This is a genomic window from Streptomyces atratus (assembly GCF_014648655.1).
GTDB classification, from domain to species: domain Bacteria; phylum Actinomycetota; class Actinomycetes; order Streptomycetales; family Streptomycetaceae; genus Streptomyces; species Streptomyces atratus.
Genome location: NZ_BMRN01000006.1, coordinates 150,111 through 161,307, shown reverse-complemented (window position 1 = coordinate 161,307; position 11,197 = coordinate 150,111). Strand labels below are relative to the sequence as shown.

The following is an 11,197-nucleotide window of genomic DNA, read 5'->3' as shown; positions in this document are numbered from 1 at the left end:
GCCCAACCCGCCCTCTTGATGTGACGCCTTTCACTCGGCGCAGTGAAAGGCGGTGTTGCGTTGCCGAACAGTGGACAGGGGTGTGGAGAAGCTCAAGAAAGCTGGGGACAACGTGGCCCGGGCTGTGGGCCGCCGGTGGACAACATCATCGGCTCTCTGTGGACGAATACTTTGTCCACAGGCTGTGGATCACTGTTGACCACAAATCCCCAGGCCCTTGACCTGGCCTGATGGAGTATCGGCAGTCGCCCCTGTGGAAGCAATATGGACAACTTCCGGATCCCCAGGCTGTGGAGGGGAAAATCTCTCCAGATCTGTGGAGAACGGACGGCCGGCGCCAGGTATTCGAACACCGCGACTGCAGAGGAGCCTCAGAGGCCGGGGGCGGAAGGGCCCGCCAGGGCTCCGGAAGGGCTCGGTGAGGGGCTCAGGGAAGGCTTCAGGAGGGGGCGGGACAGCTTCAAGAGGACTTCGAACGACACCTGGAAGCCCTCCGGGACGCCCCCTCTGGAAGGGCTTCGGGCAAGCCTTGGGCAACGGAGAAGGGCGCCTGGGGAACCCTGTGAGGGTTCCCCAGGCGCCCTTTCAGCGCGTACGGAGAGCGCGTGCCGGTGGTCCGTCAGCCGTTCTTGATGCGGTTGGTGAGCTCGGTGACCTGGTTGTAGATGGAGCGTCGCTCCGCCATCAGCGCACGGATCTTCCGGTCCGCGTGCATCACCGTCGTATGGTCGCGGCCGCCGAACTGCGCCCCGATCTTGGGCAGCGAGAGATCGGTCAGCTCCCGGCAGAGATACATGGCGATCTGGCGGGCCGTCACCAGCACGCGACTGCGCGAGGTTCCACAGAGATCGTCGACCGTCAGACCGAAGTAGTCCGCGGTCGCCGCCATGATGGCCGTCGCCGTGATCTCCGGAGCCGAGTCCTCGCCACCCGGGATCAGATCCTTCAGCACATGCTCGGTCAGCCCGAGGTCCACCGGCTGGCGGTTGAGACTGGCGAAGGCCGTGACCCGGATCAGCGCCCCCTCCAGCTCCCTGATGTTCCGGGAGATGCGGGAGGCGATGAACTCCAGTACCTCCGGCGGGGCGTTGAGCTGCTCCTGCACCGCCTTCTTGCGGAGGATCGCGATCCGCGTCTCCAGCTCCGGCGGCTGCACATCGGTGGTCAGACCCCACTCGAAACGGTTCCGCAACCGGTCTTCCAGGGTCACCAGCTGCTTGGGCGGCCGGTCCGAGGAAAGCACGATCTGCTTGTTGGCGTTGTGGAGCGTATTGAAGGTGTGGAAGAACTCCTCCTGCGTCGACTCCTTGCTCGCCAGGAACTGGATGTCGTCGACCAGCAGGATGTCCACATCGCGGTAGCGCTTGCGGAAGGTGTCGCCCTTGCCGTCGCGGATCGAGTTGATGAACTCGTTGGTGAACTCCTCGGAGCTCACGTACCGCACCCTGGTGCCCGGGTAGAGACTGCGGGCGTAGTGCCCGATGGCGTGCAGCAGGTGGGTCTTGCCGAGTCCGGACTCCCCATAGATGAAGAGCGGGTTGTACGCCTTGGCGGGTGCTTCGGCGACGGCGACCGCTGCGGCGTGCGCGAATCGGTTGGACGCACCGATGACGAAGGTGTCGAAGAGGTACTTCGGATTCAGCCGGGCCGCCGGCTCGCCGGGGCCGGGCGTGGGAGCGGGCTGTGCGCCCATCGGCCCGGTGGCGCCGCCGGGCCGTCCGGTGCCGGCGCCGCCCTGGCGGTGCTGGGGGTCCTGCATGTCGTGGCGCTCGGAGCGCTGTTGCTCGTAACTCTGACGCTCGGGCGGCTGCGACCGGTAGTCGTGCTGCGGCTGCTGGGGGCGGCCGCCGGCGTACGGCTCGCGCCACTGTTCCGCCGAGGTGTCGCGGTCCTGGAATCCGCCGAGCCGGGGCTGCTGCCAGGAGAGGTCCTCCTGGGTGCGCGGCCACGCGCCGGGGTCGGGCCGCTGCTGCTGGTAGTCGGGGTAGGCGGGCCGGGCCGTCGGCATGCCGTCGTCGGAGGGCCGGTGTCCGTATCCGTCGTATGCGTCGTTGTGCTGGCGCTCATCGTGCTGCGGTCCCTGGTAGCGGTGCTGCTGGGACTGATGCATCGGGGGCGCGGGCGGGCTCGGAGGTTCGCCCGCGGAGTCGTCGACAGTGATCGCGATGCGGATCGGGCGGCCGCACTCGCGGCTCAGCGTCTCGCTGATGAGCGGCGCGAGCCGGCCTTCCAGGACTCGCTTGCCCCATTCATTGGGGACGGCGAGCAGCGCCGTGTCGGCGACCAGTGCGAGGGGCTGGCAGCGCTCGATCCACTGCTTGTCCTTCGGCTCGATGCCCTGCTGGCCCTCCCCGAGGAGTTGCTCCAGCACTCGTGGCCACACTGCGGCAAGATCGGCAGGTACATCAGCCACAAGGCACGCTCTCTCGCTGGTCCCACGAATGTGTGGTTCTCGGGACGGGATGGGTCGGGATGGGTGAGGACCGGCACGCAGGAAGAAAAAGAACCGGAGTTCAGCCACGGTAGTCAGGCCGACCCGCGTGGTTCAAGTTGTTGTCCACAGGCTGTGCACAGTGGGGGGTGCTGGGGAGCCGGTTTGACCGGATGGCGTAGCCGCGCGTACCGTGACCAGGTCGAGTTGTCGATGGCTGCTGCCGCCTGCCTCCGATGGGCAAAGATCACGATCTGTGATTGTGAAGCGGTGCACTATGGCGTTTACGCGAGTCTCTCGTGGGCGCACGGTGACAGCCAGGCGATGTCCCGCCAACACACGAGTCATTTCTGGAGCCCCCGAGTGAGCAAGCGCACCTTCCAGCCGAACAACCGTCGTCGCGCGAAGACCCACGGCTTCCGGCTGCGTATGCGCACCCGTGCCGGCCGCGCGATCCTCGCGTCCCGCCGTGGCAAGGGTCGCGCCAACCTGTCCGCCTGATCGCTTACAGGTCATGACGTGCTGCCTACCGAGAATCGGCTGAGGCGGCGCGAGGACTTCGCGACCGCAGTACGTCGAGGACGCCGGGCCGGCCGCCCGCTTCTCGTCGTGCATCTACGCAGCGGTGCAACGGACCCGCACGTGACTGGGGAGAACGCTCCCCCGCCGCGTGCGGGTTTCGTTGTCAGCAAAGCTGTGGGTGGAGCGGTTGTGCGCACAGCGGTGAAGCGCAGGCTTCGCCATCTGGTCCGCGAGCGACTGGCCCTGCTGCCCCCCGGTAGCCTGGTTGTCGTACGAGCGTTGCCCGGAGCGGGCAACGCCGACCATGAACAGCTGGCCCGAGACCTGGACGCCGCTCTGCAGCGGCTGCTGGGAGGGGGCGCGCGATGAAGTACCCGCTGCTGGCTCTTATCAAGCTGTATCAGTGGACGATCAGCCCGCTTCTCGGGCCTGTCTGCCGTTACTACCCGTCGTGTTCCCACTATGGATATACGGCGATCGACCGGCACGGAGCGATCAAGGGAACTGCGCTGACGGCCTGGCGCATCCTGCGGTGCAATCCGTGGTCACCCGGCGGCGTGGATCACGTCCCGCCACGCAAACGCCCGCGTTGGCACGAACTGCTGCGTAATGCAATACGTGGCAGCAAGGGCGGGGACTCCGCCGCTGATGTGCCTCCTGGGGGGACGGTCTCCGAACCCCCTAGCCCGGCCTCAGAGACCTCGCCCAAAGCTCAAGGAGCCTGATTAGTGGACACGATTGCCAGTCTGTTCAGCTTTATCACCTGGCCTGTTTCATGGGTCATCGTCCAGTTCCACACGTTGTACGGAGCGATCTTCGGCGATGACACGGGCTGGGCCTGGGGCCTGTCCATCGTGTCCCTGGTGGTGTTGATCCGGATCTGCCTGATCCCGCTTTTCGTCAAGCAGATCAAGTCGACCCGGAACATGCAGGTGCTCCAGCCGAAGATGAAGGCGATCCAGGAGCGCTACAAGAGCGACAAGCAGCGTCAGTCCGAAGAGATGATGAAGCTGTACAAGGAGACGGGCACCAACCCGCTCTCCTCGTGCCTTCCCATCCTGGCGCAGTCGCCGTTCTTCTTCGCCCTGTATCACGTGCTCTCGGCCATCGCCTCGGGCAAGACGATCGGTGTCATCGACCAGCCCCTGCTCGACAGCGCCCGTCAGGCACACATCTTCGGTGCTCCGCTCGCTGCCAAGTTCATGGACAGCGAAGCGAAGGTCCAGGCGCTCGGTGCCTCTCTGCTGGACGTCCGGGTCGTCACCGCGATCATGATCGTGATGATGTCGGCGTCGCAGTTCTTCACCCAGCGCCAGCTGATGACGAAGAACGTCGACCTGACGGTCAAGACGCCGTACATGCAGCAGCAGAAGATGCTGATGTACATCTTCCCGGTGATCTTCGCCGTCATGGGCATCAACTTCCCCGTCGGTGTCCTCGTCTACTGGCTGACCACCAACGTCTGGACCATGGGTCAGCAGATGTACGTGATCAACCAGAACCCGACCCCGGGCAGCAAGGCGCAGGACCAGTACCTGGGACGTCTGCTGAAGAGCGTCACTGCTCACGGTGAGGTTCGTGGCAGGACCAAGCGCAATACGGTCAAGCGGATCGTGTCCAAGGGTTCGGATCGCAATGACATCGAGCGGAAGTTCATCACTGGGCTGGCGAAGCTGGGCTTCGCCGCCCAGGAGGACGGCACGCTGATCAAGAGCGATACGGCTCTTGCCGAGTCCGAGAGCGGAGCCGCGCAGCGGCGCCAGCAGCCCAAGCGCCAGACCAAGGCCCAGCGTCAGACAGGTGCTGCCCAGCAGGCGGGGGCCAAGGACACCGACTCGACCGAGTCGGGATCCAAGACCTCTCTGCAGAAGCCGGACGCATCGCAGGACGACAAGCCCAAGCCGGCGGGCAAGCCCGCGTCCGGCTCCTCACGCCAAGCCAAGTCCGGACAGCGCAAGGGCCCGCAGCGGCCCAAGCACCCGTCCAAGAAGTAAGAAGGAGTCCATCCGTGACGGAAGGCACCACCTCCACGGCCGCTGAGGGCAGCGACACCTTGACCCGCCTTGAGCAGGAGGGTGAGATCGCAGCGGACTACCTCGAGGGCCTGCTCGACATCGCTGATCTCGACGGCGACATCGACATGGACGTCGAGGCGGACCGGGCCGCGGTCTCGATCATCAGCGACTCGGCACGTGATCTGCAGAAGCTCGTGGGCCGCGACGGTGAGGTGCTGGAGGCGCTCCAGGAGCTGACGCGGCTTGCTGTGCACCGGGAGACCGGTGACCGGAGTCGGCTGATGCTGGATATCGCAGGCTTCCGGGCCAAGAAGCGGGCTGAGCTCGCCGAGCTGGGTGCCAAGGCCGCGGACGAGGTCAAGAGCACTGGTGAGCCGGTGAAGCTGGACCCGATGACGCCGTTCGAGCGCAAGGTTGTGCACGATGCGGTCGCGGCCGCTGGTCTGCGTAGCGAGTCCGAGGGCGAGGAGCCGCAGCGCTTCGTCGTCGTTCTCCCGGCCTGACCGGACCCTTGTTCTGTCGGCCCCGTCTGTTCGCAGGCGGGGCCGATCTTTGTCAGCCTGATAGTCAGCCACCCACAGTGCGGTAGTGCGGTATGGAAGGACGGTTCCCGTGACGGCGGAAGTAGAGCTTCCCCAGGCGCCCGAAGGGGCGCGGGCGGTTTTCGGTGAGTTCTTTCCGGAGGCTGTCCGGTACGCGGAACTGCTGGCGGATGCCGGGGTGAAGCGGGGACTGATCGGTCCGCGTGAAGTGCCGCGGCTGTGGGAGCGGCATTTGCTGAACTGTGCGGTGCTCTCCGAGGTCGTGCCTGAGGGCGTCACGGTCTGCGATGTGGGCTCCGGTGCCGGGCTTCCGGGTATCCCGCTGGCGCTGGTGCGTCCGGATCTCAAGATCACCTTGCTGGAGCCCTTGCTTCGGCGGACGAATTTCCTCCAGGAAGTCGTCGAGTTGCTGGGCCTGGACCATGTGACGGTTGTGCGTGGTCGGGCCGAGGAGGTTCTTGGGACGCTTCAGCCGGTTCACGTTGTGACGGCTCGGGCTGTGGCTCCGCTCGATCGGCTGGCCGGCTGGGGAGTTCCGCTGCTGCGTCCGTACGGAGAGATGCTGGCGCTCAAGGGGGATGCGGCCGAGGAGGAGATCGTCGGCGCCCGTGCGGCCTTGAGCAAGCTCGGTGTGGTGGAGACCGAGGTGTTGCACGTCGGGGAGGGCGTTGTCGATCCGATGACCACGGTGGTGCGTGTGGTGGTCGGGGAGAGTCCGGGCGGTGTGAGGTTCGCCGCAAAGAGGGCCAAGGCCGCGAGGACGAGCCGTACGAGACGTCGTCGCTGAACGCCTGGTCACGGTGCGAATTCATCCGTTACATACAGTTTGTGTTGTCTGTCGGTGACGCTCCCGGCAAGCGGTCATACATACCCCACGCGGAGTGTCGTGCCCCTGTAGCTAGGCTGCAGGGGCATCGTGTTTCACGTGAAACGTCGCTCTCTGCTGCATGGGATCATCAGTCGCGGCCGTGCGGCTGCCGCGCCGCGGCACCGCAGGCCCGTTAGGGCTACGGAGTTGTCCACAGAAGTGGATTCATCCACAGAAGAGCGGGCCTCGCTGGTTCACGACCCCGAAAGCATGGCAGGCTCTGTTCATTGCGAGCCTGAAGTCGAGGAGAGTGAATCCTTGCGGTCCGACGCCAACATCGCGGGACCGATGACCGATCCGGTCCCCGGTCCCCGAACCGAATCGGCGGGGGAGGGTGTTTCACGTGAAACACCGCCGCCGATGGATGACACACCCATCGGTCGCGCGGCCCAGCTGGCGGTCGAGGCCCTTGGCCGCGCCGGTGAGGGCCTGCCCCGTCCTGACCGGACGCGCGTCATGGTGGTGGCCAACCAGAAGGGTGGTGTGGGCAAGACGACCACGACGGTCAATCTTGCCGCCTCGCTCGCGCTTCACGGCGCACGTGTTCTGGTAGTCGACCTTGACCCGCAGGGGAACGCCTCTACGGCTCTGGGTATCGATCACCATGCCGAAGTCCCCTCCATCTATGACGTCCTGGTGGAGAGCAGGCCGCTCTCCGAGGTGGTTCAGCCTGTTCCGGACGTCGAAGGCCTCTTCTGCGCCCCCGCCACTATCGATCTCGCCGGTGCGGAGATCGAGTTGGTGTCGCTGGTGGCGCGGGAGAGTCGACTGCAGCGGGCGATCCAGGCATATGAGCAGCCGTTGGACTACATCCTCATCGACTGCCCGCCTTCGCTCGGTCTGCTGACGGTCAATGCTCTGGTCGCCGGTGCCGAGGTGCTGATTCCTATCCAGTGCGAGTACTACGCACTGGAAGGGCTGGGGCAGCTGTTGCGCAATGTGGATCTGGTGCGGGGGCATCTCAACCCCGATCTTCATGTGTCGACGATTCTGCTCACCATGTATGACGGCAGGACCAGGCTCGCTTCGCAGGTCGCGGAGGAGGTACGCAGCCACTTCGGCAAGGAGGTGCTGCGGACGAGCATTCCGCGGTCGGTGCGGATTTCAGAGGCACCGAGTTATGGGCAGACCGTACTGACCTACGACCCGGGTTCGAGTGGATCGCTGTCGTACCTCGAAGCGGCGCGTGAGATCGCCCTGCGGGGCGTCGGGGTGCAGTACGAGGCCCAGCATGCCCACACGGGCAGTGGGAACAGTCAGCAGAGCATTTCGGAGGGGATCCAGTGAGTGAGCGTCGAAGAGGGTTGGGGCGTGGGCTAGGTGCCTTGATCCCCGCCGCTCCGCAGGAGAAGCAGGTGCCGTCCACGGGGGTGGGCTCGACCTCTCCTGGGGCGGGTCCTGTCATGACGGCAGAGCGGGGAGTGGCCGCTGCGAAAGTGGCCACGCTTGCGCCCGTTCCGGTTGTGCCGGAGCCGAGTGCGCCGGTTTCGGAGCCCGAGGCAGGCGCGGAATCTGTGGGAGCCGCGGGAGCGTACTTTGCCGAGGTTCTTCTCGGCTCCATCACCCCGAATCCTCGTCAGCCCCGTGAGGTATTCGACGAGGACGCGCTTGCCGAGTTGGTGACCTCCATCAAGGAGGTGGGCCTTCTCCAGCCCGTCGTGGTGCGGAAGATGGGGCCGGAGCGCTACGAGCTCATCATGGGCGAGCGGCGCTGGAGGGCCTGCCGTGAGGCCGGTCTGGAGCGGATCCCCGCCATTGTCCGGGCCACGGACGACGAAAAGCTTCTCCTGGACGCGCTCTTGGAGAACCTGCACCGGGCTCAGTTGAACCCGTTGGAGGAGGCAGCCGCGTACGACCAGCTGCTCAAGGACTTCAAGTGCACGCATGACCAGCTGGCCGACCGGATCGGGCGTTCCCGCCCGCAGGTGTCCAACACGCTGCGACTGCTGAGGCTGTCGCCTCCGGTCCAACGGAGGGTCGCGGCCGGGGTGCTGTCGGCCGGTCATGCACGGGCGCTGCTGTCCGTGGACGACTCGGAGGAGCAAGACAGGCTGGCACATCGCATTGTGGCCGAGGGGCTGTCGGTGCGTGCGGTCGAAGAGATTGTGACCCTGATGGGATCCAGTCCCACGAGCACTGCCAAGGCCAAGGGGCCGCGGGCCGGTGGCCGGGTGTCGCCTGCGCTGTCCGATCTTGCTTCCCGGCTCTCGGACCGCTTCGAGACCAGGGTGAAGGTCGACCTCGGCCAGAAGAAGGGAAAGATCGTCGTCGAGTTCGCATCGATGGAGGATCTGGACCGCATTCTCGGCAGCCTGGCACCGGGTGAGGGGCGCGTGCTGGATCAGGCCTCCTCTGAGGGTTCTGCCGAGGGCGACGAGGGCTGACCTCTCCCCGATGGACTGGGGCGGGCTGTGTTCCGGGGATACCGGAATACGGCCCGCCCTTTGCTTTCTCTCGGTGTCGGCTTCGCCGCTGGGTGGATACGATGCGTTCTGGTATGGCACATCCGGCTTGAGCCACCTCGGCGGAGGGAGGGCCATGCGATCAGTGAGCCGCAGCCGACTGGTGACAGTGGGGCTGGGCCTGGGGGCTGTCGGAGGGTTCGTCGGCAGCCTGCTCCTTGAACGGAGTGCACTGACTGCCGTACGCGATGCGGCGGGCGAAGGAAGTGAGGAACAGCCTTCATGGGGCGTCGGCTCGTACCGCTCACACTGGACAACCTTTCCGATCTCCCCAGGCGTTGCCGCTCGTGTGTCTTCTGGGAGCTTGATCCGGTCAGTGGGGAAGCTGCAGTAAAGGCGGGAACGCCCGAGCTGGAGAAAGAGGCATGGATCTCGGCCGTTCTGCTGGAGTGGGGATCGTGCGGCCGCGTTGTCTATGTCGACGATGCGCCGGCGGGCTTCGTTCTCTATGCACCGCCTGCCTACGTGCCGCGCTCGACGGCTTTTCCGACGAGCCCCGTCTCCCCCGATGCCGTGCAGTTGATGACTGGCTGGATCGTGCCGGGGTACCAGGGGCAGGGGCTGGGCCGAGTCATGGTGCAGACCGTCGCCAAGGACTTGCTGCGTCGGGGATTCAGGGCGATCGAGGCTTTCGGCGACGCCCGATGGAAGGAGCCTGCCTGCGTGCTTCCCGCGGATCATCTCCTCGCGGTCGGCTTCAAGACTGTACGGCCGCATCCCGTTCATCCGCGGCTGAGACTGGAACTGCGTACGACGCTCTCCTGGAAGGAGGACGTCGAGCTGGCGCTGGACCGGTTGCTGGGTGCCGTCCAGAAGGAGCCGGCGCTGCGGCCTCTTTGATCCGAGAGTCCATGACAACGTGAAACGGGTCCATCCCCCCCCGGGGGGATGGACCCGTTTCACGTGAAACAGCGGACCACGGTCCTACTCGCCGATGAAGCCTTCGAGGTCGCGAAGGATGGCAGCCTTCGGCTTGGCGCCGACGATGGTCTTGGCGACCTCGCCGCCCTGGTAGACGTTCAGGGTCGGGATGGACATGACGCCGTACTTGGCGGCCGTGTCCGGGTTCTCGTCGATATTGAGCTTGACGATCTCGATCTGGTCGCCGTGCTCCGCAGCGATGGCCTCCAAAGACGGCGCGATCTGGCGGCACGGACCGCACCACGCGGCCCAGAAGTCCACCAGCACGGGCTTGTCGCTCTTCAGGACGACCTCGTCGAAGGAGTCGTCGGTCACGTTCTTCAGGGCGCCGGCCACGGCGACCTCCTTAACTACTTGGGGTGTGGGGTGAGGCGTGGATCAGACGGTGGCCGCAGCGGCCTTCTCGTCGTCAGCGAGCGCAGCGAGGAAGCGCTCTGCGTCGAGAGCGGCCGAGCAACCCGTGCCGGCAGCAGTGATGGCCTGCCGGTAGGTGTGGTCGACGACGTCACCGGCGCCGAAGACACCGGTGAGGTTGGTGCGCGTCGAGGGAGCTTCGACCTTGAGGTAGCCCTCCTCGTCGAGGTCGAGCTGGCCCTTGAAGAGCTCTGTGCGCGGGTCGTGGCCCACCGCGATGAACAGGCCGGTAACCGCGAGCTCGGACGTCTCGCCGGTCTTGGTGTTCCGAAGGGTCAGGCCGGACAGCTTCTGCTCCCCGTGCACTCCGGCAACCTCGCTGTCCCAGGCGAACTTGATCTTCGGGTCGGCGAAGGCGCGGTCCTGCATGGCCTTGGAAGCTCGCAGCGAGTCGCGGCGGTGGACGATGGTGACCGACCTCGCGAAGCGGGAGAGGAAGGTTGCCTCCTCCATCGCGGTGTCGCCGCCGCCGATCACGGCGATGTCCTGGTCCTTGAAGAAGAAGCCGTCACAGGTGGCGCACCAGGAGACGCCACGCCCGGAGAGGGCGTCCTCGTTGGGCAGACCGAGCTTGCGGTGCTGGGAGCCGGTCGTCACGATGACGGCCTTGGCGCGGTGCACCGTGCCGGCCGTGTCGGTGACTGTCTTGATGTCTCCGGTGAGGTCAACGGAGACGACATCGTCGGGGACGAGCTCGGCGCCGAAGCGTTCGGCCTGGGCGCGCATGTTGTCCATGAGCTCGGGGCCCATGATCCCGTCCTGGAAGCCCGGGAAGTTCTCCACGTCGGTGGTGTTCATCAGCGCGCCGCCCGCGGTGACGGCGCCTTCGAACACCAGCGGCTTCAGTGAGGCGCGTGCGGTGTAAAGAGCGGCCGTGTAGCCCGCAGGGCCGGAGCCGATGATGATCACATTACGGACGTCGCTCACGGGTTTCTTCCTCGTCTCTGCAGACTGCCTACTGTCCACGCCTACTGGGGTCGGTTCAACGACTCTCACCCCACCCAACGGATCCTACGGGGGAT

12 protein-coding genes are annotated in these 11,197 nt (G+C 65.7%); 9 read left to right on the top strand and 3 right to left on the bottom strand.

All coding sequences use genetic code 11. From position 1 onward, the window contains the following. Positions 1-619: 619 nt before the first annotated feature. Positions 620-2,413, bottom strand: coding sequence for a chromosomal replication initiator protein DnaA (dnaA, locus tag IEZ15_RS12825; protein WP_189276631.1), 1,794 nt, complete (start codon positions 2,411-2,413; stop codon positions 620-622). Between the two features lie 381 nt (positions 2,414-2,794). Here dnaA and rpmH point away from each other — a divergent pair, with 381 nt between their 5' ends. The 9 genes from rpmH (at position 2,795) to IEZ15_RS12780 (ending at position 9,680) form a co-directional block, all read left to right on the top strand. After that, positions 2,795-2,932: a 50S ribosomal protein L34 gene (gene rpmH / locus IEZ15_RS12820; protein WP_030930485.1), complete on the top strand. Its 138-nt coding sequence runs from the start codon at positions 2,795-2,797 to the stop codon at positions 2,930-2,932. Between the two features lie 18 nt (positions 2,933-2,950). Continuing rightward, complete coding sequence (gene rnpA / locus IEZ15_RS12815) at positions 2,951-3,322, top strand: ribonuclease P protein component (protein ID WP_114245514.1); 372 nt, start codon at positions 2,951-2,953, stop codon at positions 3,320-3,322. Further along, positions 3,319-3,678, top strand: coding sequence for a membrane protein insertion efficiency factor YidD (gene yidD / locus IEZ15_RS12810; RefSeq protein ID WP_078852785.1), 360 nt, complete (start codon positions 3,319-3,321; stop codon positions 3,676-3,678). The genes rnpA and yidD overlap by 4 nt, the downstream gene beginning before the upstream one ends. Positions 3,679-3,681: 3 nt before the next feature. Then, positions 3,682-4,947 carry a membrane protein insertase YidC gene (gene yidC, locus IEZ15_RS12805; RefSeq protein ID WP_114245515.1) on the top strand — a complete coding sequence of 422 codons (1,266 nt, stop codon included), beginning with the start codon at positions 3,682-3,684 and terminating at the stop codon, positions 4,945-4,947. A 14-nt stretch (positions 4,948-4,961) separates the two neighbouring features. Beyond that, positions 4,962-5,471 (top strand): Jag family protein, encoded by a 510-nt coding sequence (locus IEZ15_RS12800; RefSeq protein WP_114245516.1) that lies wholly within the window; start codon positions 4,962-4,964, stop codon positions 5,469-5,471. A gap of 109 nt (positions 5,472-5,580) precedes the next feature. Continuing rightward, complete coding sequence (gene rsmG / locus IEZ15_RS12795; RefSeq protein ID WP_114245517.1) at positions 5,581-6,297, top strand: 16S rRNA (guanine(527)-N(7))-methyltransferase RsmG; 717 nt, start codon at positions 5,581-5,583, stop codon at positions 6,295-6,297. 291 nt (positions 6,298-6,588) lie between these two features. Then, positions 6,589-7,665: a ParA family protein gene (locus tag IEZ15_RS12790; protein WP_093895164.1), complete on the top strand. Its 1,077-nt coding sequence runs from the start codon at positions 6,589-6,591 to the stop codon at positions 7,663-7,665. Further along, entirely contained in the window at positions 7,662-8,762 is a 1,101-nt protein-coding gene (locus IEZ15_RS12785; RefSeq protein WP_189276630.1) for a ParB/RepB/Spo0J family partition protein, read from the top strand. Before IEZ15_RS12790 ends, IEZ15_RS12785 begins: the two co-directional genes overlap by 4 nt. Before the next feature lie 300 nt (positions 8,763-9,062). Continuing rightward, the gene (locus IEZ15_RS12780; RefSeq protein WP_114245519.1) at positions 9,063-9,680 is read left to right on the top strand and encodes a GNAT family N-acetyltransferase; all 618 of its coding nucleotides are present in this window, start codon (positions 9,063-9,065) and stop codon (positions 9,678-9,680) included. 84 nt (positions 9,681-9,764) lie between these two features. Here IEZ15_RS12780 and trxA read toward each other — a convergent pair whose 3' ends face one another. After that, a complete protein-coding gene (gene trxA, locus IEZ15_RS12775; RefSeq protein WP_093895053.1) occupies positions 9,765-10,097 on the bottom strand; it encodes a thioredoxin in 333 nt (110 codons plus the stop codon). A 42-nt stretch (positions 10,098-10,139) separates the two neighbouring features. Continuing rightward, positions 10,140-11,102 (bottom strand): thioredoxin-disulfide reductase, encoded by a 963-nt coding sequence (trxB, locus tag IEZ15_RS12770; protein ID WP_189276629.1) that lies wholly within the window; start codon positions 11,100-11,102, stop codon positions 10,140-10,142. Positions 11,103-11,197 lie beyond the last annotated feature (95 nt).

What these genes read in the sequence shown, in the direction of transcription:
- yidD (WP_078852785.1), top strand. Translation starts at nt 3,319, where the DNA reads ATGAAGTACCCGCTGCTGGCTCTTATCAAGCTGTATCAGTGGACGATC.
- IEZ15_RS12790 (WP_093895164.1), top strand. Translation starts at nt 6,589, where the DNA reads ATGGCAGGCTCTGTTCATTGCGAGCCTGAAGTCGAGGAGAGTGAATCC.
- IEZ15_RS12780 (WP_114245519.1), top strand. Translation starts at nt 9,063, where the DNA reads ATGGGGCGTCGGCTCGTACCGCTCACACTGGACAACCTTTCCGATCTC.